Annotated in this window: 19 protein-coding genes and 1 pseudogene; 16 read left to right on the plus strand and 4 right to left on the minus strand. The window is 52.6% G+C overall.

All coding sequences use genetic code 11. From position 1 onward, the window contains the following. Window positions 1-11 precede the first annotated feature (11 nt). Window positions 12-564, plus strand: a pseudogene (locus EI42_RS29675) (nuclease/transposase family protein); the annotation flags it as partial. Window positions 565-1015: 451 nt separating this feature from the next. On the opposite strand, the gene murQ reads toward EI42_RS29675, so the two are convergent. Next, window positions 1016-1936, minus strand: coding sequence for an N-acetylmuramic acid 6-phosphate etherase (gene murQ / locus EI42_RS29680; RefSeq protein WP_111326257.1), 921 nt, complete (start codon window positions 1934-1936; stop codon window positions 1016-1018). A gap of 906 nt (window positions 1937-2842) precedes the next feature. After that, a complete protein-coding gene (locus EI42_RS29685) occupies window positions 2843-4009 on the minus strand; it encodes an exo-beta-N-acetylmuramidase NamZ family protein (protein ID WP_111326258.1) in 1167 nt (388 codons plus the stop codon). Between the two features lie 435 nt (window positions 4010-4444). Between EI42_RS29685 and EI42_RS29690 the strand changes: the two genes are divergently transcribed. The 12 genes from EI42_RS29690 (at window position 4445) to EI42_RS29735 (ending at window position 15673) form a co-directional block, all read left to right on the plus strand. Further along, window positions 4445-4882, plus strand: coding sequence for an ester cyclase (locus EI42_RS29690; protein WP_111326259.1), 438 nt, complete (start codon window positions 4445-4447; stop codon window positions 4880-4882). A 75-nt stretch (window positions 4883-4957) separates the two neighbouring features. After that, window positions 4958-5203 (plus strand): hypothetical protein, encoded by a 246-nt coding sequence (locus EI42_RS32145; RefSeq protein ID WP_137686442.1) that lies wholly within the window; start codon window positions 4958-4960, stop codon window positions 5201-5203. After that, a complete protein-coding gene (locus EI42_RS29695; RefSeq protein ID WP_111326260.1) occupies window positions 5148-7832 on the plus strand; it encodes a winged helix-turn-helix domain-containing protein in 2685 nt (894 codons plus the stop codon). The genes EI42_RS32145 and EI42_RS29695 overlap by 56 nt, the downstream gene beginning before the upstream one ends. A gap of 121 nt (window positions 7833-7953) precedes the next feature. Continuing rightward, the gene (locus tag EI42_RS29700; protein ID WP_111326261.1) at window positions 7954-9246 is read left to right on the plus strand and encodes an FAD-dependent oxidoreductase; all 1293 of its coding nucleotides are present in this window, start codon (window positions 7954-7956) and stop codon (window positions 9244-9246) included. A 72-nt stretch (window positions 9247-9318) separates the two neighbouring features. Then, window positions 9319-9678 (plus strand): oxidoreductase, encoded by a 360-nt coding sequence (locus EI42_RS34585; protein ID WP_111326262.1) that lies wholly within the window; start codon window positions 9319-9321, stop codon window positions 9676-9678. Beyond that, window positions 9675-9917 (plus strand): oxidoreductase, encoded by a 243-nt coding sequence (locus tag EI42_RS34755; protein WP_111326263.1) that lies wholly within the window; start codon window positions 9675-9677, stop codon window positions 9915-9917. Before EI42_RS34585 ends, EI42_RS34755 begins: the two co-directional genes overlap by 4 nt. Window positions 9918-10084: 167 nt before the next feature. Continuing rightward, window positions 10085-10327, plus strand: coding sequence for a hypothetical protein (locus EI42_RS34760; RefSeq protein WP_307722244.1), 243 nt, complete (start codon window positions 10085-10087; stop codon window positions 10325-10327). Between the two features lie 341 nt (window positions 10328-10668). Then, a complete protein-coding gene (locus EI42_RS35055) occupies window positions 10669-11220 on the plus strand; it encodes a MauE/DoxX family redox-associated membrane protein (protein WP_111326265.1) in 552 nt (183 codons plus the stop codon). Between the two features lie 34 nt (window positions 11221-11254). Beyond that, a complete protein-coding gene (locus EI42_RS29725; RefSeq protein ID WP_211326414.1) occupies window positions 11255-11800 on the plus strand; it encodes a TlpA family protein disulfide reductase in 546 nt (181 codons plus the stop codon). 29 nt (window positions 11801-11829) lie between these two features. Then, a complete protein-coding gene (locus EI42_RS32150; protein WP_137686443.1) occupies window positions 11830-12165 on the plus strand; it encodes a hypothetical protein in 336 nt (111 codons plus the stop codon). Between the two features lie 66 nt (window positions 12166-12231). Continuing rightward, window positions 12232-14979: an ABC transporter permease gene (locus EI42_RS29730; RefSeq protein ID WP_111326267.1), complete on the plus strand. Its 2748-nt coding sequence runs from the start codon at window positions 12232-12234 to the stop codon at window positions 14977-14979. 19 nt (window positions 14980-14998) lie between these two features. Beyond that, window positions 14999-15673, plus strand: coding sequence for an ABC transporter ATP-binding protein (locus tag EI42_RS29735; protein ID WP_211326415.1), 675 nt, complete (start codon window positions 14999-15001; stop codon window positions 15671-15673). Window positions 15674-16384: 711 nt separating this feature from the next. Here EI42_RS29735 and EI42_RS29745 read toward each other — a convergent pair. Then, window positions 16385-17254 (minus strand): sigma-70 family RNA polymerase sigma factor, encoded by an 870-nt coding sequence (locus tag EI42_RS29745; protein WP_111326277.1) that lies wholly within the window; start codon window positions 17252-17254, stop codon window positions 16385-16387. Between the two features lie 958 nt (window positions 17255-18212). Here EI42_RS29745 and EI42_RS29755 point away from each other — a divergent pair. Continuing rightward, window positions 18213-19895, plus strand: coding sequence for an FAD-dependent oxidoreductase (locus EI42_RS29755; protein ID WP_111326270.1), 1683 nt, complete (start codon window positions 18213-18215; stop codon window positions 19893-19895). Window positions 19896-19977: 82 nt separating this feature from the next. On the opposite strand, the gene EI42_RS29760 is transcribed toward EI42_RS29755, so the two are convergent. Next, window positions 19978-20976: a MerR family transcriptional regulator gene (locus EI42_RS29760; protein WP_111326271.1), complete on the minus strand. Its 999-nt coding sequence runs from the start codon at window positions 20974-20976 to the stop codon at window positions 19978-19980. Window positions 20977-21075: 99 nt separating this feature from the next. Here EI42_RS29760 and EI42_RS29765 point away from each other — a divergent pair, with 99 nt between their 5' ends. Both EI42_RS29765 and EI42_RS32155 read left to right on the plus strand, forming a co-directional pair. Beyond that, window positions 21076-22092: an alpha/beta hydrolase gene (locus tag EI42_RS29765; protein ID WP_111326272.1), complete on the plus strand. Its 1017-nt coding sequence runs from the start codon at window positions 21076-21078 to the stop codon at window positions 22090-22092. Between the two features lie 160 nt (window positions 22093-22252). After that, the gene (locus tag EI42_RS32155) at window positions 22253-22450 is read left to right on the plus strand and encodes a hypothetical protein (RefSeq protein WP_137686444.1); all 198 of its coding nucleotides are present in this window, start codon (window positions 22253-22255) and stop codon (window positions 22448-22450) included. Window positions 22451-22810 lie beyond the last annotated feature (360 nt).

Genomic DNA, 22810 nt, shown 5'->3' on the forward strand with positions numbered 1-22810 from the left:
AGGAGCAAGGGATGCTAATTTACGAATACAAGCTCGATGGGTCGAAAGCGCAATTCGCCGCCATCGAGGAAGCCATCCGCACCACCCAGTTCATTCGCAATACGTGCCTGCGCCTCTGGATGGATGCACGTGGCATCTCCAGGAATGATCTGCAGCGGTATTGTGCTGTGCTGGCCAGACAGTTCCCTTTTGCGCTCTCCCTCAACTCGCAGGCCCGGCAAGCTGCCGCTGATCGGGCGTGGGCTGCCATCTCCCGCTTCTATGAGCATTGCAAGCAGAAGAAACCAGGAAAGAAGGGCTATCCTGCCGTTCCAGCACGATTGTCGCGGTGTCGAGGACAAGCAGACGGGCTGGAAGCTGGATCCTGATGGGGTACACATTCGCTTCACTGATGGCTGCGGTATTGGTCGGCTGCGCCTCATCGGCTCTCGTGAGATCATGGCCTTTCCCCTCTCACAGATCAAGCGGGTACGACGGCTCCGGCGGGCTGATGGGTATTCTTGCCAATTCGCGGTGTCGGCCACGCGACGCGTTGAGCATCAGCCCTCGGGCAAGCAGGCTGGATGAAGGAAGAATCCCCGCCCTTCAGGCCTGGGGAGTGTCAATGAGGAATAATATACACTACGTTACATATAGGCCGGGAAAAGTGATACTTCCTTTCCCTCTGGAACCTATCAGCTATCGAGGAACTGCGTATGCAAGGGCTGGCCATGAGAGGAGTTCGTCCACCTCTTGATATCGGAAGCTGTATCGTTTTGACACGTGGTAGAAGCCAACGGAGAGAAGTTGTAGGGCCTTTCAGATCCTGATTGGGAGAAAGATCAATCTAACAGAACGGTCCGTATTCAAGTCTCGGGCCTGGGAGAAGCCGCGTTTTAACCATATATCGTTGCTCCTGCCTCTGATGGCGCGGCCACTCCAACAGTATAATGCCCGTTACCTTGTGCAGACTCTTCTGTGTTCTTTCGCATCTGCTCTCATGGCATACTCGTCAGCAAATACAGTGTCAAAACCCCTATGATGAATGCGCTTCCAGGCTTGCGCGCAGAACTCCTTGATGGGCTGCCAACTGAGCGCGTGCCTCCTCAGGTGAGAGATGAGCCAGGCCCATCAAGATCGCGGTCTTGGTCTCGCCTCCAGCTTTATGCAAAAGCTGAGCAGCGTCAGCCTCCGTCAGGCCTGTGGCTAGCTGAACGAGCTTTACCGCGCGAAGACGTAATTTCTGGTTTGTCGCCTGGAGATCGACCATCAGATTTCCGAACGTCTTGCCCAGAAGGATCATACTGCCCGTACTGAGCATATTCAAAACCAGTTTCTGGGCCGTCCCGGCTTTCAGGCGCGTTGACCCACTGACTACCTCGGGGCCAACCTGGGGCGCGATCATAATGTCTACCTCGCGCGAAAGCAGCGTAGCAGCATTGCAGGCGATGCCGATGGTCAGTGCTCCCTGCTGGCGAGCATAGGCGACAGCACCCAGGACGTAGGGAGTACGACCACTGGCAGCCAGGCCAACCACGACATCGGCAGAAGAAAGGGAGATCCGTTGAAGATCGGCAGCTCCGGCGTCAGGATTATCCTCGGCCCCTTCGATCGCATGAGTGAGCGCTTCCGGACCACCCGCGATCAGGCCGACAACCTGCCCTGGAGGCGCGTTGAAGGTGGGAGGACACTCCGAGGCATCCAGAACCCCCAGGCGACCAGAGGTGCCAGCACCGATATAGATGAGACGGCCACCTGTACGCAGACGTGCCGCAATCTCCTCAATGGCGCGGGCGATGTTGGGTAATTCTTGCTCCACCGCACGTGGAACCGTCGCATCTTCCGCATTCATCAGGCGGGCGATTTCCAGTGCACTCAGGCGATCAATATCGCGTGTGGCGGGGTTTGGTTGCTCGGTTGCGAGCGAGTATAATGCTTCGGGCTGGGTGCTCTCCATTAGAAAATCTCCTCAAGAAGGTGCAACTGCATATGCTCTATAATAGATAGGTGTGTCTATGCTTTTTGCAATTTCAAACGAGATCAAAATCTCTCTGCAAGGCGGCCTACCTGGCAGGGCTTGAGAAATGGCAAGAACACACCGTTTGTGGGCTTCTGAGTGTCGCTTTCTGGCTCTGCTCTCGCGTTTCCTTACCTGGCTTTCTCCTGTGTGATCTCAGCTTCTTTCGACTGACTCCTGCTCATCGATGCGAGGCAACGAGTATGAACTGTATCCACTTCCTGCCTTATGGCGCCTGATCATCTTGAAAAGAAGCATACTCGAATGGACGGGAAAAAGCAAGCATTCCATCTTTTCGCTCAGGGCTTTTCAATTGTCGGGGATATGCCGGATTATCAGGCTTTACAAAGGTCTGGTATAAAAATGGTGTAGTTGAGGGGCCATGCAGTCAGGAGCGAGAGAGCTTGTTTTTCGATCTGCCCAACGGTTCTCGCAAACGGTAGTGCCTGGAAAAGGTATTGTGTATCGCTTTCTCGTTACGATTGATCAGCAGAGCCGTATTTCCCCTTGCTTGTAAGCCCGGGCTTTTGAGTGATTATCCCAACAGTGCTGTGAGGCTTGCCCCCGGCTAACGAGGCTGGCAAGAAGGGTAGTCTCACAGGCAAGGGATGCGAACAGGACAGCCGTGCAAGCCCGCAGCGAGCAATTTCTGAGATTCGAAGGGCAAACACGGCTACCGGGCAACACGGCGCATGGCTGCAAGCATCATCAGCACCGACCGGGACTTCGTCGATTCGAGACGAGCCAGAGTGCTGATCGGCATTGGCAAGGCCGCGCGCTATGAGTGCGGTCGGGGTTGCGATGCTATCAGCAGGACCAATGCATACAGATCACACGCATCACACCTTATCCTTCATAGAGCAACGCAGCCTGACGCCGCCGAGCAAAATCCGCTTGCTGCTCTGGCCAGGCTGCCATGATTTCATCTACAGTAGCGCCACGTTCCAGAGCCAGGCGCAATTGATCGGTACCGCCAAGCAGGTCAAGAAAATACTGGCCATCGCTGCCCTGCGTCCAGTTCAAAGCGTCCGGGTATAACGAGCGGATTGTATGCAACAGATAGAGACCCACCCTGAGGGGGCGTAACTGCGTGCGATCTGTGATATGAAGCTGGACGCCGCCACAGGGAGTATCACGATGCTTTGAGAACTGAGGCGTAAAATATAGAGGACGGAACGCAACTCCTGGCAGCGCCAGATCATTCATGGCCTCAGCGAGCTGAAAAGGATCGATCCAGGGCGCTCCAATTACCTCGAAGGGTCGTGTTGTGCCTCGCCCCTCTGAACAGTTAGTTCCCTCAAAAAGGCAGGTCCCAGGATAGAGTGTGACTGCATCCAGGGTGGGCAGATTGGGCGAGGGCATAATCCAGGGAAGATCTGTCTCATCGAACCAGAGGCTTCGCTTCCAGCCACGCAACGGCACAACGGTGGGTGGAGGCCAGCCACGCTCAGAGGCAAAGAGACGGGCCAACTCGCCTACGGTCAGCCCGTGACGAACCGGCAGGGGATACGCGCCAACAAAGGAGGCGAAACGAGGATCGAGCACATTACCCTCAAGAAACGTGTCAGGAAGAGGGTTAGGACGGTCAAGCACAAGAAACTCCAGGCCGGCAGCCGCTGCGGCCTCCTGCGCGAAGAGCAGCGTCCCAATATAGGTATAGTAGCGCACCCCCACATCCTGAATATCGTAGAGCAAGGCATCCAGGCCGGCCAGCATTTCCGGCGTAGGACGGCGCGTGGGACCGTACAGGCTATAGATGGGCAGACCGGTGCGCGGATCATGGCTGCTTGCTATATCAACGCCCGCCTGTGCATCACCACGAATGCCGTGCTCAGGTCCAAAAAGGGCACAGAGGTGAAGAGAGCCCTGTGCAGAGAGAAGATCCACGGCGCTTTGCAGACGATGATTGACGGCGCTCGGGTTGGTAATCAGCCCGAGGCGCTTTCGAGAGAGATGGGGGAGCCCCTCCGCGAGGAGCGTTTCAAGGCCGGTTTGTACGGGTGCAGCTTGCATAGGTATCCTTCCAGAGCCAACGGAGTAGGGAGCGCTGGCACATGTAGTACGTGTATGATAATGATCCTATATCAATCGACTCTGGTTCCAGAGTGCCATATTTGAAAGGAGGAGTCAAGCAAGAAACTCGTCATCTGCTCGCTCCGACAGGCAACCTCAGATGTCGCGGGCTGTACTTCAATAACTGCGAGATCCGAGCGGAACTGTTGGCAGGAGAGACACGGGTAACCAGGAGGACACAATTCCAGCGTGTGTATAGCCCTATTGTGAGAGAAGGCACGCTTTGACAGCGATATAGTATTATATATAATAATGCTATACGTTCCATCGTTCCTGTTCCTTCTCTTTTCTCATGTACTTCAAAAAGGCCTTCTGGCGTGATGGCTCTCTTCAGGAGTGCCTCAGAACAACACGATTGAAAAGCAAGGGAGATCTATGTCAATCGAACAGAAGAAAGCGCTTGTTACAGACTATGTAGAGCGTGTCTGGAATCATGCTGATCTGGCAGCGCTTGATGAGTTAACGACAGATACATTTCGCTACTATCTTGGAGGACAGCCAGGGCGAGACCACGAACAAATGCGCCAGCTTATCACCATGCTTCATACCGCCTTTCCTGATTGGCGTGTCGAGATCGTTGAAATGGTTGCAGAAGCCAATACAGTCGTGATCCGATGGCAGGGAGATGTAACGCATCTAGGACCGTTTCAAGGTATTGCTGCAACAGGGAAGCATATTGCAGTCAACGGCATCAATATGTACCATATACGAGAAGGAAAGATAGAAGCTGAATGGGAACAAACGCACACCCTGGGCATGCTTGAGCAAATGGGCATTTTACCCCCGGGACAGGATAAGCCTGCGCGTATATAGAGCGGACTTCCAGGCCAGGAGGTGTGTCCATTTGTGGCTACTTGAATAGCGCTTCCTGATGAAGCCTTTCGCCAGATGGTCATTATCGATGATACACGGCTCAATATCCTGTGCTTTGTTCTAGCAGAAATCATTCGAGAAGGACGCGAATACGCGATTGCGGTTGGACGACTCGGGCCTCTATGGTATGATGGAGCTACTATTCGCTGTGCATCCAGCGATTCCCGAGTGAATGAGCGAAAAAGAAGCAGGAATGAGCTGAACAATGAGCCTGTTACTCTCCAAGTTGCGACGTCCACGACTGGCCCCGGCATTGCTTGAGCGACCGGAACTGCTTACCACATTAGATCGTGTCCTGACCTGCCCGCTCACGCTGATTTCTGCCCCGGCGGGTTTTGGCAAAACAACTGCTCTGTTACAATGGCTGAAGAAATGGCATGATCACGCTGGTTTTCCGCCTGTTGCCTGGGTTTCTCTCGATGAGGGAGACAACGACCCTCTCCGTTTCTGGAATTATATCCTTGCCGCCTGTCAAACGCTGCTTCCTCAGACGGTGTTATTGTCTCTACAGCAGAACGCGCAAGAAGTGGCTCCCTTCGGCCCTTCGGCACTGCATCAGGGCGTGAATGACTTTGTCAACGAGCTGATAAAGCACGACTGTCGGGGGATACTGGTACTTGAGGAGTATCATGTTATTCATGAGCAACAAATCCATCAAACGCTGACGTTCTTGATCGAGCAGCTTCCACCTGAGCTGCATCTTGTCTTGATGACGCGAAGCGATCCCCCCTTTTCGCTGTCCCGGCTTCGCGCCAATCATCAATTACTGGAAATTCGGGAGGAGCAGCTTGCGTTCTCGCAGGAAGAGATGTATCACTTTTTGCAGCAGACGCTCTCATATGAGTTCACTGCGGCTGAGTTTGAGCAGCTTGCGGAGCAATTGGAGGGCTGGATTGCAGGCTTGAGGCTCTTCACACTTGGCTTTTCTGGCCGCCCAACGCCGGAGAAAATGCAGCATATGCTTTCATCACTCACTGGTCGGCATCGGTATTTCCTCGATTATTTTCTGACGGAAGTGCTGCATACCCAGTCGGAGGATGTTCAAGCTTTTCTGCTTCAGACCTGTCATCTTCACCGATTGTGTGCCGCCTTATGTATCAGCGTGACGGGAAATGAGGAGAGCGAGAAACTTCTGGCAACGATTGAGCGAGCGGGATTGTTCCTGCAACCCATAGAGGATTCTCAGGGCTGGTATCGCTATCATGGCTTGTTTGCTGAGGCCATGCAGCATGAGGCTACACGACGTCTGGGAGAGCAACAGATAGCGCTCTGTCTGGAGCGAGCACAGCAGTGGTATGAACAGCACGATCTCATTGAGGAAGCAATTGAGATCGCGCTGCAACGTCGTGCTTTCGCCGAAGCGCTTCCATTGTTAGAGCGCTTGCTGAAATCTCAGGAGATGCTCTATCAAAGAACATATGGTCTTCTTCGCTGGTTACAGCCGATCCCTGAAACGCTGCTTGCGACGGCTCCGATTCTCTGTCTGGCCTATGCTTCTGCGCTCACGGTTACCTTCCCTTCAGATCAGCTTGACGCGGCAACCCTGACCCGTGTCAGGACGCTGTTGCAGTATGCAAGCGAGGGGTGGCACGGACAGAAGACCCGCCTGGCTGAGGTGAATGCACTACAGGCAATGATCGATATCCGACATGGCAACCTTACAAAGGCTGTGCAGGCTGCACGCCAGGCCTTGCCGTTTCTACCTGCTCATATGTCTTCTTCCAGGGTGATTTGTCAGACGGTGCTGGCGATGGAGGCGCGTTCACAGGGACGCTTCCAGGATGCATATCAGGCGCTGCTTTCTGGCCTTGCCACCTATAAGGACATCCAGGAACATGATGGCGCTCTTGTGATCACGCTTTTTCTCGGTGAACTCTGCCTTGAACAGGGCACATTGCAGAGAGCAGATGCGTTTTTTCAAGCGGCTCTTCAGATGGCACGAGAAGACTCCAACGATCAGGCTCGGGCGCTGCTCGGGTCTGCTCGAATTGCGTATGAGCGCAACAACCTGACTGAGGCGCAGCAGCAGGTTAAGCGAGCATTACATATCAATCAATATCTCGATGATCGCTCGATCCAGGCTCAGTCCGTTCTACTCCAGGCGCGTATTGCTGCGGCACAGGGACGCCTGCACGAAGCAATGCAACTCCTTCAGACACAATCGGTCTATCCCAATCCTCCGCTGCTCTCGTATGAACTGCTGCTCTGGCAAAAGCGGTTTGAGCTTGCTCAGGGTGATGTTGCTGCTGTGCGGCGCTGGTTCGAGTCGCTACAGGACGAGGAACTTCCTGCTCACACATTACAGGAGCAAGTAGTCTTGTTGCGGGCGCGCTGGCATCTCCACAATGGAGCCGCTCAGGATGCGCTATCTCTGCTCAGGCCGTGGCAGGAGGAGACCCTTTTGAATGAGCGTTTGTATAGCGCATTGCAGGTGAAGCTGCTGTTGAGTGTTGCCTATCACCAGTTGAAGCAGCAACAGGAGGCGCGAAGCCTGATCAGCGAATGCGTTCAGCTTGCACATGTTGAGCGTCTGGCGCGCCTGTTTTTGGATGAAGGTGAAACTGTCGCGACGCTGCTTGCGGCTCAATTGACAACCCGACAGGAGAAAGCACATCGCGACTACATTCGAGAACTGCTTCTGGCCTTTGACTATCGCCAGAAGCCACAGGTTTCAACTACGGCTGATTCTGCCTCTCTGCTCGCAACGTTAAGCCCACAGGAGCGGCAGATTTTACGGCTGCTGGCGGATGGAATGGAGCGCCAGGAAATCGCGGAGCATTTGGTCATCAGTCTGAATACGGTGAAGACGCATTTACAGCGGCTCTATCAGAAACTCCACGTCGCGAATCGCTTTGAGGCGGTCGAAGTTGCTCGCCAACTTTTCGATTGAGGCCGCTTTCACCCTCAATATCACCCGCGTGGGGGACACGCTGTCTCCTTCTCTGAAAGTATACTTGCGATAACAACGAAACGAAATAAAAAATGCGATATACGAGAAGGGAGTCTATTCAATGGGACAGCGTTCTTTTCATGTTATGATTGTTGGTGGCGGACTTGGTGGCCTCTGTCTGGCACAGGGATTGAAAAAGGCAGGGATCAGCGTTGCGGTCTATGAGCGAGATCGAACGCGTAATGAGCGCTTGCAGGGCTATCGTATTCATATTGAGCCAATGGGAAATAAATCCCTGCATGCTTGTTTACCCCCTCATCTGTTTGATGTGTACCTGAAGACGTCGGGGTATGCGGGTGCTGGCTTGCTGATGTATGATGAACAGCTTCGTCGCGTGATCTCCTTTCCAGCAGATCCAGCCAATGAGAACCCGCTTGAGTCATCTCTGTCGGTAAGCCGAATCACGCTGCGTCAGGTGCTGCTGGCAGAACTCGATGAGTGCGTCCATTTTGATAAATGCTTTTCTCACTATCAAGAGAATCCTGATGGATCGGTCACAGCCTTCTTTGAGGATGGCACTAGCGCGACAGGGGATCTGCTGGTCGGAGCCGAGGGCAGCAATTCTCGTGTACGACAACAGTTACTACCGGAAGCAAAGCGCCTGGATACCGGCGTTGTTGCGCTTATGGGGAAAGTGCCGCTGACGCCTGAGGTACACAACCTGCTCAAAGTTCATCAGCTTGATTGGGCGTCGATTATCCTGGGACCGAAGGGACGCAGCCTGTTCTCCGCTGTGCATGATCTGCATGATAAGGCTGACGTGCGGGTTCAGGGCTCTATCGGTGCAAACGAGGATGCGCTGCTCACCGAGGAAAGCACGCTATTCGAGAATACCAGCGATTATTACTTCTGGGCCTTTGTCACAAAACAGAAGAACTATCCACGAGATCCGCAGCAGCTTTCGGGAGATGCGCTCTTACAAATTGTACAGGAGATGACCGCAGGCTGGCATCCAGTCATCCAGCAGCTCCTCAAGCAGACGCCGCCTGAGACGATGCTGGCAACCCCGCTGCGTATCGCTTCGTCGGTGCGGCCCTGGGATAGCCAGAATATCACCTTGCTTGGGGATGCGATTCATAGTATGCCTCCGACGCGCGGCATTGGCGGCAATACCGCTCTCCGGGATGCGGAACTACTCTGTCAGAAGCTGGTAGCGGTGTCCCGTCAGGAGCAGACGCTACCCGTTGCGCTGAAAGAATATGTGACGGAGATGCTTGATTATAGCTTTGCCGCGGTCAGGAGTTCAAAGCAGTCGCTTGATATGATGGTGATGGAAAACTCGGTAGGTCGAACCCTTACCAGGGGCGCGTTTCGGCTTATGAGCTTCTTCATCCCGCAGAAGCAGAGCACGTAAGCTCGGGATATACAGCGTGATCTCCTCTCAAGAAAAGGGATGGATAAACTCGATTGAGAGGAGGTTGCGCCGTTGTCGCGCGTCTGCACGATCGGTGATGGCGTGCCCACAGAACAGATGAGGCTTTGCTATGCAGATTTTGCCCGAGGCAATTTTGCTGCCATTATTACCGAGAGTGTCTATATCGATCAGGCGTACAGTCAGGCATATCTGAATCAGCCGGGTATGGTGACCGTGGAACAGAGAGAGGGCTGGCGCAGAGTGGTGGATGCTGTCCATGCCGAGGGGGCGGCAATGATCCTGCAATTGATGCATGCCGGAGCCTTATCACAGGGCAACCGTTATCATCAAGAGACTATTGCGCCCTCCGCTGTGCAGCCTCGCGGCCAGATGATGCCGGTCAGGGGGTATTTCCGCTGCCATGGGAGATGAGCGCACAGGACATACAGGATGTCATTGCTAGCTTTGTACGCTCCACACTGTATGCTCGTGATGCTGGTTTTGATGGGGGTGAAATACATGGCGCCAATGGTTATTTAATTGACCAGTTCTTGACAACGTATACTAACCAGCGAACCGACCGCTATGGGGGATCAGTGAAAAATCGCGTGCGCTTTGCAGCCGAAATTGTCCGGCTATTCGCGAGGTTGTTGGCCCGGACTATCCCGTAGGAATACGGCTCTCGCAGACGAAAGTCAAAGACTTTCCATATCGCTGGCCGGGCGGTATTGAAGAGGGCTCCGTTATCTTCTCTGCACTTGCAGATGTCGGAGTGTCCTATCTGCATCTCGCTAGCGAAGGGCTCAACTGGAACGAGATCGCATTGCCAGGAGAGGGCGTGACGATTACACAACTGGCACACAAGGTAGCACAAGTCCCTGTGATCGCGAATGGAGGGATGCACAAACCTGCTCTGACCGCAGAGATTCTAGAGGGCGGGCATGGAGACCTGATCGCGTTGGCGAATCCCGACTGGCCTCGGCGGCTGGCGGAAGGACAGCCTATAGAGTCATTCGATCATCAGATGCTGGAGCCTATGGCAACTATTGAAAATGCGCTGTGCTGGTTGGCAAGGAAATAAGAGGATGGGGCTCTTGTATAAGAGTCGTTGCTGAAAATGAGGGAAGGGAACAGAGGAGCTCCTTTCTGTGCATTTTTCTTCTCATATCTGTTGCATATAATCAATAATTCATTTTATAAAATATTTTACTTTCTCTGCAATAAAAAATTGTAGTTACGACGAAGCATTATTTCAGAGTAATAGAATCAGGAATGCCTTATACTGATATGTTCTTGGATGTACAAAATTTTTAGTTTTTTTTCTTCATACAAATGCGAAGAATAAAGAGTTTACTTTTATCCTTATCTATTGTAATATCTATATTGAGTGAGTCGAGATGAAAGCAGGTAAAGAAGATAAACATGAGTATAGTAATTACTTGCGTTTTCTTTTTTCTACGCTTCTTTTTGAGTATTATATTTCTGAGTGCAGGAATAAGTAAACTTCGGCACCCTCTGGCCTTTCAAGCTGCCATCCAGTCATATCGGCTTGTTCCTGTTGCTTTTGAGAGGCATTTTCATCTTTCCTTTCTAGCAGCGTTTCTTCTTTTTCCGTTGGAAATAGGATGCGGCATATGCTTGCTGACAGGCGTTTTTCTGATACCAGCTCTCTGGGCCTGCAGTGTGTTGCTCTGCCTCTTTAGTATTGCTATTGCAATAAACTTGAGTCGTGGGCGCTCAGACATTTCGTGCCACTGTGCCGGTATATTGGGGAATCAGAAGCTTTCCTGGTGGCAGCTTTTGCGGAATGCTGGTTTGCTGGTGTGCTGTCTTTTGTTGCTTTGGGGACCGATCTCTTCAGGCTTGGGAAGAGAAGATATAGTTGTGCCGATGCTCCTGCTAGCAACAGTTGTCATTCTAGGACTGGTCCTTTTTCAGCAGGTACGAGTTCACTGGCTGTATCTGATTGATTGAAAAAGAGAGGTGCCGTGTTATGCCTGTGCCTTGGATGATATGTATTTTGGCTTTGTGGGTGCTTGTCATTGGAGAAACGGTTCTCCTGATCTTGTTACTACGAGCATTAGGAGCGTTGAAGCTGAAGACGACTCCAATTGAAGAGCCTGAGGGGCTCAAGATAGGGACAATAGCCCCCTCATTTGTTTTTCAAGATGGAAGTGGCAACGAGAATGCTTTAAAGCAGACTGATGGGCGACGACGAATGCTCCTCTTTTTACGGCCTGGGTGTCCTGCATGTGTTGAGGCAATTCGGCTGGCAAAAGCTGTTCAGGGGCGTCAAGAGGTACCTGATATACTCCTTTTTGGGCTAGCAGATGCTCAAACGAATAAGGTATATGCCCGAGAACAGGAACTCCAGATACCGCTCTTAACTCCTGTTTCTCCTTCCTGTGATGAGTTGTATGCTATTCGTTCGGTACCCTTTGCCTTTGTGGTTGATGAGCAGCGTCAAGTGCTTGCAAAGGGAGTAGCTTCGCATCCTCTGCTTTTTGAGCAATTGCTGACTACAAAGAATGAACTGGTAGCATCTTCTCTATAGAGAAATATTTTTCACGAAAGGATGTTCTTATGAACACACAACGGCGTACTTTTTTCAAATGGGTCAAACAAGTTTCAGCGGGAGTTTCGTTGGCTGCTGCTGGACTGAGTTTGGGGGCAATGACTTCAGAGCCTGCTTTTGCTGCATCATCTCAATCAGAGGTAGAAAAAAATACCTCTGTTGTACATCCGTATTGTATTCCTTGCCCTGATTATGGTACTCCAGCAGGTACAAAGTGTGTGACTGATTCGTCCTGTTCTCCCCAGGGGAAGATAAAAATTACCTATATCTATACGGGGGGCTGTGCTCCGGCAGGTCAAAAGTGTCCTACAGCCGTGAAAGAAGCCGCTTGTTCGTATTGTTAAATCAGAGAGAAGGAAAGGGAGCGTCTCTGAATTTGAGGCGTTCCCTGTCCATTGAGGGAAAAGAGGATGTGGAAAGTTTTGTTCCAGGCAGGCGGACGACGGCCGTGGTTTGCTGCCAGTGGCTTTCTGATCGCAGCATGTGCATTTCTCCTGTTGAACATTACGACGCAGATGATTGTCTTTCAATCACGACAGGTAATCGGACAGAACTGGCGCTCAACCTACGATCTCGTCGTTTTGTCCCCGGGAAGTACACAGGGCGAACAGGTTGTGCCACCGGATCACCTGGTGAGCCTGCACACAGGAATCAGTATGGCCCAATATGAACAGATCAAGCGGATGGCGGGAGTTGAAGTAGCGGCTCCTATTTCGTTTATCGGGAATGCCCGGTTCCCAATGCCGACAGTCCGACTCGGTTATGAACATATGCTGCCGGGTTTCTATACGCTCACATGGACGATCAGGGCATTTGATGGTGTAAAGGAATATAAAGAGTACCAGAGACATTCTCTTATTTATGGGGGTGATGTGCCCTGTGACGGGGGAGTATGCGAGTGGCCTGAGCAAACAAAGAAGGAATTACAACAGCTCGGTGTTGATACCTATTTCTCAGTCAGGCAGGGAAAATATTTTACCGGGATGCCTCATCCAGGAACGTTTTTGTTAGCGGCCATTGATCCAGATGCCGAGAACCGATTAGTACATCTTAACCGGAGTATCACGCAGGGAGAGCCTTTACCACAACAAAAACAGCTTGATGTCTATAGTGACCTGCCAAAGGTGCTTGATGGGAATGGAGAAGAGAGACCCAATTATATCGTGCCTGTGCTTGTCAATCAGGAACTGCCACAGCAGGTAACTGTCCAGGCTTCTTTTGAGAAGCTCAAGACAAGCAGCGGGGATCCGCATGTATTGCTTCAGCAGAACGCTGGAAATACTCTCCAGAAGGCTTCGGTTGAACAAATTCTGTTTCAGGGGAAAGTTCCGACACCACAAAGCGATGTTGAGACTTTTATGCATGGGGTGGATATAGAACAGGAGGGCTCTACTTTGCGTCTGCGGACGAGTGAAGAGAAGAGCTTTGCCTTGAATTTTCTTTCGCGTCCGACCAACTTGCAGTATCAACTCATGCGAGAAAAGGGTCCGGATGGGAAGAGTGCCTATCAGGTAGTGCCGATGCCACAGGAAACAGGTAGCTGGGATGAATATGAGGGAAAGAATCTGGCTGTTCGCCCGTTAGAGCCGTTCCCTGATGTCCAGTATGAGGAGACAATAACGTATGGAGAGCTGGGGAGTGGAAGCTATACCCGATTGGGGTACGCCATTTATAATGATGCCGCATATATGTTGAAACCTCAAGGAGCTTTTGATTGGCATAAACTCTCAGCCAGTTTTCGCGATGCGCTGAATTGGTTGCCTGAGACTACCTACACTCCAGTCTTACCGACCTTGCGCTATGACGCCCAGGGCAGACCCATTGCACCGAAGCAGGTGCTCCCGACGACGAATCCACAGGGGCTCTCGTTGCAATCCCCGCTTGCGCTGACGACATTGACCGCGGCCAGGCAAATTCTTGGTGAGAATTGTATCAATGTGATTCGGGTGCGGGTAGCAGGAAATGTTACGCCCGATGAGGAGGGATGGAAGCGTGTTGCTCAGGTGGCACAGAAGATCCATGAGAAAACGGGCTTACAAGCACTGGTGACGCTTGGCTCCTCACCGCGCCCGACGCTGGTCTATGTGCCCGGCATTAAAGAGGGAGTGAACGGCTATCAACAGACGGTGGAGCCGCTTGGCTGGATTGAGGAACGCTGGATCTCGATTGGCGTTGGTATGCTCTATCTCAACCAGATCGGGGTGACGCAGAATATCCTGCTTGGTGGGGTGCTGCTGGTCTGTCTGGGCTATCTCATTGTGACCTTAAGTTCGTTGATGCAGGCGCAGCGACACTCGTTCGCGATTCTGAGCGCAATTGGTTGGAAGCCGTGGCACCCGCCACTTGTTTTTCTAGGGCAGGTCTTGCTTCTGGCGCTCTCTGGCGGGATCGTGGGCATAGGACTTGCGCTGGCTATTGCGGCAGGATTGGGAGCGGCAATTCCCTGGGAGAAGGTTGTCTGGACCTTGCCGGGAATAGTGTTATTAGCATTATTGAGTGTAAGCGTGCCGATGTGGCAGCTCTGGCGGATCAAGCCGGGAGAGCTATTACGCCAGGGGGCGATCATCGTGCGTGAAAGGAAGCAGGAGCGCAAGGGAGTGTTCCGTTGGCCGCTACTTGGTATGGCAATGCGTAGCGTGATGCGAGCGCGCTGGCGCACATGGATCTTGCTTGGCAGCTTGTTCTGTTCTTCCTGTTTATTGCTTCTTACCTTGCATGGGATTGTCCAGTTCCGGGCGACGCTACAGGGGACGTTACTTGGCGACTATGTGTTGCTACAGACGGCGGTGCCACAAATCTGTGCAATTCTATTCACGACCCTGTTGGCGATCTTGAGCCTGGCAGATCTCCTGGTGATGCAGGTGCAGCAGCGACGGAAGGAGATAGGCGTGTTGCGGGCGCTTGGCTGGTATGAGCGGCTGATTCAGCGACAGTTTTTGACTGAGGGCTGTTTACTGGCATTGACAGGTGTGGTGCCGGGCGTGCTGGTAGCAACGGGTGTTTTACTGGTGCAAAGGCAAATGCCGCCCCTCTTGGTCTTTGCCAGCCTGCTCGGAGTCGTGTTCGCCCTGTTATTGCTTGGTGTGTTACTTGGTATTCTTCCGGCGCTACGAGCCATTCGACGGCTTTCGTTGTTGAATGTGTTGCGGGCCGAGTAAGCCAGAAAGGAGGAGGAAGGTGGCGTTTATTCAGGTTGAGCACGTATCGAAGAGCTATAAGCTGCCAACTGGAAATTTATCTATCCTTCATGATCTCTCGTTTGAGATCGAGGCAGGTGAGTTTGTCACGATTACAGGGCCCTCAGGTTGTGGGAAGACGACGTTGTTAGCGCTGCTTGGCGCACTGGATCAGCCCGATTCCGGTACCATTCTGGTGGATGGGCATTCAGTTCATGCGCTTGGAGCTGTCAGAGCGGCTGATTATCGGCGTGAGACGATCGGTTTCGTATTTCAGCTCTTTTATCTCTTGCCCAATCTCTCAGCGCTTGAAAACGTGATGGCTCCGCTGCTGCCCTATCGGCGGATGTTGGGCTTTGATTTGAGGAAGCGGGCGCAGGAATTGCTTGAACAGGTCGGGCTGGCGTCGCGTATGGGCCACACGCCGGCACGGCTCTCGGGTGGAGAACAGCAGCGAGTGGCGATTGCTCGGGCGTTAATTAATCAGCCAAAAGTGCTTCTGGCCGATGAGCCAACGGGCAACCTGGACCCCGAAACGGGCAGAGAGATTCTGGAACTGTTACGTGAGCAGCAACGGCAAGGGAAACAGACACTTGTGATGGTTACACATGATCATGAGATTGCTGATATAGCTGATCGAACCCTGTCATTGCTCAAGCTGGTCAAGGCTGAATAACTGAAAGAGCTGTCACGGTGATTGGTACATGAAGGAGGGGACTTATCTGGTCGCAAGCATTGTACAATGCTTGCTGGTGCTTGACGGACTCCATGCCGGCTATCCTTCCTTCCTGACAGGAGATTCAGACGAAACAACCAAGCGCTTGAGGCGTCCTGAAATGCAGAGGATCAGGTCCGACTCTTGTTTGATATGGACAACCACTTTGGCACAAGCGGCTGAAGTGATTGTCCACGGGTTCTGGCCTCTAACAGTTACCGGCGCAACGCTGTCCGGGGGTACAAGGTGGAGGGCTCTCAGAAGATTGCGGGTGCAGAGGGCGGTAAGACATAAGAAGGGTAGTTGGTGCTTTCACTCGGAACGGCAGGAGGGAGCTGCAGATAGATGCTCCGACGCCTGATATGAGAGCAGGGGTACCACAAGAACAGGCGTATATTGGCGGGCTGGAAGAGGCTAGCGAAGTCGTGCACCATCTTCCAGAATAAGAGGGAGATATATCTGTAGGGATAAGTTCTAAGGTCCTTTGGTGAAACGCTGATAGGACCTCTGCCTGTTTGCAGCGGCTATGGCCATGTAATAGGAGGCAGATTGATGCGTCCATTGTCGATGTCCGCATTCATCGTTCTTCTTCCCTCAATACAGGTGTTCTGGTCGAAGGAAGCGTCAGCCAGGCGCTAGCTGTCGGATCGCGCTGAGCTGCTGTGAGTTGCGTCAGTCATCCAGCATTGTAATGTTCAGTTTATGAACGCGGTCAGGATCAGAAATCGTGTTGATTTTCGTAATCTTGTCTCCGATAATCGTGAATGTCGCAACAAGAAGCTGTCCACCCGGGAGGGTGACAGTAATGGCTATTGAACTATTGACAATAGCCAGGTGTGCCCCCTGCACTCGGCCTATGAACCCTCTGGCGACTGCCTCCGCTCCCTTCAATGCACCCGCGGGCAGCATGTCAGGATTCTCATGTTGGAAGACGACCTCTGGATCAAGCATTGTCAGCAGTGTCTTGAAGTCGCCTGCACGAGACGCAGCTAGAAACGCTGTAACTACTTTCCGCTGAAGGGTGAGGTCGGCTGGCTGAGGAGCCGTCGCGCCCGGCACGCGTCGGCGTGCTCGACTGGCGAGTTGTCTGGTAGCCATTGGTGAGCGCCCTGGCATACCTGCAATCTCATCAAAAGGGATAGCAAACAGATCGTGTAGTACGAAGGCGATCCGCTCGGCGGGAGAAAGCGTATCAAGGACGACAAGCAGCGCGTGGCCGACCGCATCTGCAAGAAGCACTTCTTGTTCGGGATCAATTTCATGTTCATAGGTGTTGTGTGATTCTGCATCCGATGCACTCAGAAACTCCTTGCGCCTTGATTGGCGTGAGCGGAGCATATCCATGCAGATGCGTGTGACGGTTGTCGTGAGCCATGCTCCCAGATTCTTGATAGAGCTGCGATCGGATCGGATAAGATGAAACCAGGATTCCTGGATAGCGTCCTCTGCTTCTGCAAGGGGACCAAGCATCCAATAGGCCATTGCCTGAAGTTGTGGACGTTCAGCCTCAAACCGCTCAACCAATTGGTTCTGTTCATCCATTGTTGTTTCTTCCTTCATTCGTTGTGCTTCATAGAGAACGACGGATGAAAGCAAGCGAATGTGACAGGTTATCAGCGGGCGTGCCATCTCTTCTTTACCTGCCTGGGCGATTCCTGGACAAAGCGCCAGAGGCGGGAGACAAACAGGTATGGACCGGCGGTTATGGGGTGTAACTCCTTGTGTATTGGAATGGGGTCAAGGTTACAGAACCTTCTGCAGTGTGGAGCATGAAGACGATGAGAATGGCCCCCTTTGAGCAAGATGCTAGAGGGAGACCGTGGAACTTTTTCCACTTGACAATCTTCTCTGCATAGTCTATTCTTAATAGATCTGCAATAGAGGGTAGGATGAAGTATTCATAAGCGGTCAGGTATGTACTTCACATGGTGCTGTACTTTGTCGCGCGCCCCGCGGGGACTACTACCCGGTGTCTAATAACGTCTGGTGGGACTTCGGAGGCGGCCTTCAACCTCTCTCTCGAAGATTTTGACGAAACCGGTGAAGGCGAGCATCATCGAGTTTGCTCCTGGAATCAACGGAGGATATCGGTCGACACACAACAATGCGGATCTTTCCTGGAGGTGAAGCCGGCCTTTGAAGGGAGCGCCTCCCTGTTTCATTGTGATAATGGGATAGATGGTCAAGGATGCCTCATTCAGGAGGGGATACTACAGGCAGAACAGCAGATGGAAGCATATCTCAAAGTGCGAAAGCTCGTGGAACTGGTGAGACAGCCATGCGGTACGAGCGCTCTTGTATGAATGTGTCTGTATGTTTTTTTATGTTTTTATTCTGGACTTTATGAGTCTGCGTAGTCCTTATAAGAAGGTTGATCCTGCGATTGTTCGCTGTGACATGCTCGGCTGTACTGGCAGATGTTTATGCTCCTCCAGGTGGAGTCGGGAAAAGTGTCACGGCGATAAGAGTCGTAAGGATGTATGACATAAGGAGAAGCGTAATGGTTCAAGAAACATTTGGAAGCGCGCAAGGACCCATCGATGTGGTTGTTATCGGTGGGGGAGTTGCCGGGTTGAGTGGGGCGTTAGCACTGGTGCGGGCCCGCCGTTCTGTAGTGGTTGTAGATAGTGGCCAGCCCCGCAACGCTTTTGCCGCTCACGTTCACAACTACCTGTCTCGTGACGGGATACCGCCCTCGGATCTGTTGGCTGCTGGACGCGCCGAAGTGGCCGGCTATGGTGGGAAGCTCATCGCCGGTAAGGTCAGCTCAGTTGAGCGTCTGAACAGTCAGGGCGAGCATACAGGTTTCCGCGTGAAGCTGGCCAATGGGAGTAGCATCGATACACGGCGAATCCTGGTGACAACCGGACTGGTTGACGAGTTGCCTGATATCCCGGGCGTGGCTGAGCGGTGGGGGCGTGACGTGCTGCACTGCCCATATTGTCACGGCTGGGAAGTACGTGACCAGGCGATTGGCATTCTTGGTACCGGGCCGATGGCGGTTCACGGGGCGCTCCTGTTCCGGCAATGGAGTGCTGACGTCATCCTGTTTCAACATACCGCGCCCGCTCTATCCCAGGAGCAGGCCGAGCAACTGGAAGCCCGTGGCATCACGGTTGTTGAAGGTGAGGTCTCTGCTCTTGAGGTCCGTGACGATCAGCTCGTTGGGGTACGGCTGCGCTCTGGCGAGGTTATTCCACGTCAAGCGCTTGTGGTCTCGCCTCGTTTCGCAGCCCGCGCCGAGGTTCTCCGTTCTCTGGGGCTGAAAACGGCCGACCTGGAGGTTGCTGGTTCCGTCGTTGGGAGCTACGTGCCTGCCGATGCGAATGGTGCCACTGCTGTTGCAGGTGTGTGGGTTGCTGGCAATGTTTCCGACCCACTTGCGACGGTCGTCGCGGCTGCCTCGGCTGGTCTGAAGGCTGGAGCCGCAATCAACGCTGACCTGATCACAGAAGATACGGCCCACGATGTAGCTGCTTTTCGCGCTCGCGGCGGAGTCAGGAAATGCCAGGAAAGAAATGGTCCTCACCATGAGGACGGTCGCGACCAGACTGAACAGTTCTGGGAGGAGTTCTATCGAAAACAGGAACAGGTGTGGAGTGGGCGAGCGAACCCGGTTCTGGTTGATATAGTAGAGTCGCTTCCTCCAGGTACAGCACTGGACCTCGGTTGTGGTGAGGGAGGAGATGCTATCTGGTTGGCCCGGCGCGGTTGGCGGGTTACGGCTGTGGACGTGTCTCTTACTGCCCTCAAACGGGCGTCGGACTATGCAGCTACGGTTGGTGTCGAGGACCGCATTGACTTTCAACAGCACGACCTGGCTCATAGCTTCCCTGCTGGTACATTTGACCTGGTCTCGGCTCAGTACTTCCATGCGCCCATAGCCTTCCCTCGGGACCGTATCTTGCAAGCAGCAGCGCGTGCAGTAGCTCCCGGTGGCCTCCTACTCATCGTTGATCACGCGTCGTTCCCATTTTGGTCATCTCATCACAATTCACATATGCATTTCTCTACCCCGGAAGAGGTGCTTGCTGAGCTCAAGTTAAGCCCTGAGAGTTGGCGCACAGAGCGTCTGGAAACCCGCCAGCGTCAGGTCTTGAGCCCAAAGAGGCAGTCAGGCACCGTTGCTGACAACATCATCGCTGTCAGGCGCCTCCCGAAGCGTGGAGATCTTCATGAGTAGTCCTGATACTCACATGGTTGGCAAAAGGAATTGAATGCTTAGAGACTGAAGTACTGTTTTTCCCATTGGGACGTGTTTTTTGTTACTGTTCTTGAGAAAGGTCATCGTGCATAGCACGAAATGCTTCTGAGTTCGAGAACAGGAAGCGTAAACCGGCAGCCAGCAACTCGAAGCCTTCTTTATAGGAGGGAGGTGCTTCGCGTCCGCTGAGAAATGCCATAAGTGTCCAGAAGCGCTGCATGCGCTCGCTCGAAGGGGCAGAAAGCTGAGTAGAAAGCGTGTGCAGAAATGCAGGTGTTATTGCTTGTTGTGTTACGGTCGCGTTCAGCTTGATCCAGTTTCTCAATATTGTTTGGACAGGCATACTCTCAGGTGGTTCTCCCTTTAACGCGGCTGACTGTGCCTGCTGAATAAGGTAGGGCGCTTGCTGGGTATACTCAGTGATATCCATCTTGAGGCTTGATTGTTCTGGTGAGTTCAGCCGGAGCGCCTCTTCGGTGAATGCCGGGTCGTTGAGGATGGTGACTACCTCTGTCCAGGCGGCTATTTGCTCTGTCGTAAGCGTCTCCGGTGATTGCCAGGTGAAGTGGTTAAGCAGGTGGTGGCGCCATTCCTCTGGCAGGTTGGCCTGTTCTACCAGTGCGTGCAACTTCTCGGTTACAAAGCGGCTCCGTTCAGTGACATTCTCACTTAACGCGAGCCCCAATTCATAGAGCGTCTGGATGGATTGTTCTGACTGAGGTGTGGCCTTTTTTGCCCGTTGTAAGACCTCTTGAATTCGCTGAAGCTGGTGGATCTGATCTGTGACTGCCTCCAGTTGCCAATTGATGGCTGTATGCACCGAGAGGTTCCCTCTGATGATGGTCCGTATTTCCTCTAAACCGAAGCCGAGTTGACGCAACACGCGAATCAATTGCAGTTGCCAGATTGCTTCAGTGGAATAGAGGCGAAAGCGTGACTGCGTTCTGTAGGTAGCGGGGAGGAGGTTGATATCAGTGTAATAACGAATTGTCTTGATAGGCACTCCGGTCAGTTTGGAGACGGCCCCAATAGTATATAGCTGTTCGTGTGACTTGCCCATATTCTCCTCAAAAAAAGACTTGATTCTCCAGTTACTGGAGAGTGTACACTTTTCTTTGCATCCCGGTCAAAGGTAGTATTTGAAAAGGAGGAGAAAAAGATGAAGCAGCTCTATCGAGAAGAGCGCCTGATGTTGGAAGCAGAGGGGTATCGGCTTCCGGCTGTACTGGCGTTGCCACAGGGAGGAGAAGTGAAGTGGAGAATTGTGCTTCTTCCTGGCTCTATGGCCAATGACGTGGATGGGAACTATCCAGGAACCCCGATGAAGCCTCATCTGTATGCAGATCTGGCGCGTCAATTAGCGGAGAAAGGGCATGCAGTCTTGCGATACGCCAAGTACGGAGCAGGAACAGGAGCGGAAATAGTGGATGAGCAGCGGGTTGGGGCGCATCCTCTCTTTGCACGGCAACGATATATAGCCGAGGCGGCGATCAGGAAGCTCCGCGAGATGGTTCCCCGGGCGAAAGGGCTGGCGGTTGCGGGGCATAGCGAGGGGAGCGTGCATGGAATGATGGTAGCGCAACAGGCTGAACTGGGCGTTGATGCCTTCATAAGCCTTTCTGGACCGGCGTTGCGCTATATGGACCTCTTCATTCATAAAGCGCAGGAAATGGCAAAAGAACAGGGAGAGATCATCGATTTTGGAGCTTTCAAGGTGAATGCGACACATTACATCCGCGCTTTCGAGCTGATGCGGGCAGGGAAGCCATTCACGGAAGACATCAAAGCTGATCCGACTATGGAGTTTTTTGTGAAAAGCTGGGACAATGATACCCCTCAGGCGCGCGAGGGACAGCAATACATGCGGGACTATGACGCAGTCGATCCATGTATCGAGATTACAAAAGTACCCTGCCCCGTGCTTGTGGTGCAAGGGGGGATGGATGAGTCAGGAGTACATGCTGATAATGGTGAGCGGCTCTATCAGGCACGGCATGCGATCTATCCCGCAACAACACAACTGGCCTTCTTCTCTGATCTCCAACACTTTTACAAACCTGTTTCGCCTGGTACCACATGGCAAGAAGCGCAGGTAATGGATGGAGAAACGGATAAGCGAGTAGGTGAGGCAATCAGTGTTTGGTTAGATGGATTGAAAGAAGAGCGGGAGTCCTAGAATCGGTGAGCCAGAGGAGAGGAAGGCGGTAGCCTGAATACGTTCTGGAATGCCAAAAATGTATGATGGGAGAATGTTAAAGCCAGAAACCGGGAATCTGGCAGAGCCGAAAGACGTAACTGGGCGATATGGGAAGGCCTAAAAAAAAGTTGAAGGAGTTATGGAAATTTCGTGCTCTGCCAGATTCTCGGTGATTTGGCTCTTCTTTGCATCGTTAAACGTAATGGCCAGAGGTGGAATGCCGGGAACAACAAATGCAAGAGATCAAGCATGGGTGACAACAGCTTCAGGAGGAGAAATTCCAGAAAATCAATGTTCTGGGAAATTTGAAGTGACCGGACACTTGCTTGCAGGATAGTAAAAGCAAGCTGGAAGCAGTGGTACCTTTGCTTGAAAAGTTGTGTGGAAGCTGGCCTGCACTTGATGACGAACTGACAGAGATTGTTCCCCAGATCGATACACAATAGCAGGAGTTCATCGTAAGGAAGGGAAGAGCGATGCTCAGTGCTTTTGAGTATACCACATATTGATATCTGCGTGGCTCCATCCTGCATATCTTTTCCCATCCTCCCTGTGACAATGCTATAAGGACACGAGGTAGATGGGCCCTTATACTGTGTTTGATGAACCCACTTTTCCATGTGACATCCTCCCCGAGTAAAGCTGATATATGCTCCCGGCTTGCCACACTGTTCGCAGGCAGAGATCTTCCCGTGCT

It is taken from the genome of Thermosporothrix hazakensis (assembly GCF_003253565.1).
GTDB lineage: Bacteria > Chloroflexota > Ktedonobacteria > Ktedonobacterales > Ktedonobacteraceae > Thermosporothrix > Thermosporothrix hazakensis.

Excerpts from the sequence above, each read along its gene's own strand:
- murQ (WP_111326257.1), bottom strand. The coding sequence starts at position 1,936 with ATGGAGAGCACCCAGCCCGAAGCATTATACTCGCTCGCAACCGAGCAA.
- EI42_RS29685 (WP_111326258.1), bottom strand. The coding sequence starts at position 4,009 with ATGCAAGCTGCACCCGTACAAACCGGCCTTGAAACGCTCCTCGCGGAG.
- EI42_RS29690 (WP_111326259.1), top strand. The coding sequence starts at position 4,445 with ATGTCAATCGAACAGAAGAAAGCGCTTGTTACAGACTATGTAGAGCGT.
- EI42_RS32145 (WP_137686442.1), top strand. The coding sequence starts at position 4,958 with ATGGTCATTATCGATGATACACGGCTCAATATCCTGTGCTTTGTTCTA.
- EI42_RS29695 (WP_111326260.1), top strand. The coding sequence starts at position 5,148 with ATGAGCCTGTTACTCTCCAAGTTGCGACGTCCACGACTGGCCCCGGCA.
- EI42_RS29700 (WP_111326261.1), top strand. The coding sequence starts at position 7,954 with ATGGGACAGCGTTCTTTTCATGTTATGATTGTTGGTGGCGGACTTGGT.
- EI42_RS34755 (WP_111326263.1), top strand. The coding sequence starts at position 9,675 with ATGAGCGCACAGGACATACAGGATGTCATTGCTAGCTTTGTACGCTCC.
- EI42_RS35055 (WP_111326265.1), top strand. The coding sequence starts at position 10,669 with ATGAGTATAGTAATTACTTGCGTTTTCTTTTTTCTACGCTTCTTTTTG.
- EI42_RS29725 (WP_211326414.1), top strand. The coding sequence starts at position 11,255 with ATGATATGTATTTTGGCTTTGTGGGTGCTTGTCATTGGAGAAACGGTT.
- EI42_RS32150 (WP_137686443.1), top strand. The coding sequence starts at position 11,830 with ATGAACACACAACGGCGTACTTTTTTCAAATGGGTCAAACAAGTTTCA.
- EI42_RS29730 (WP_111326267.1), top strand. The coding sequence starts at position 12,232 with ATGTGGAAAGTTTTGTTCCAGGCAGGCGGACGACGGCCGTGGTTTGCT.
- EI42_RS29745 (WP_111326277.1), bottom strand. The coding sequence starts at position 17,254 with ATGGATGAACAGAACCAATTGGTTGAGCGGTTTGAGGCTGAACGTCCA.
- EI42_RS29755 (WP_111326270.1), top strand. The coding sequence starts at position 18,213 with ATGGTTCAAGAAACATTTGGAAGCGCGCAAGGACCCATCGATGTGGTT.
- EI42_RS29760 (WP_111326271.1), bottom strand. The coding sequence starts at position 20,976 with ATGGGCAAGTCACACGAACAGCTATATACTATTGGGGCCGTCTCCAAA.
- EI42_RS29765 (WP_111326272.1), top strand. The coding sequence starts at position 21,076 with ATGAAGCAGCTCTATCGAGAAGAGCGCCTGATGTTGGAAGCAGAGGGG.
- EI42_RS32155 (WP_137686444.1), top strand. The coding sequence starts at position 22,253 with ATGGAAATTTCGTGCTCTGCCAGATTCTCGGTGATTTGGCTCTTCTTT.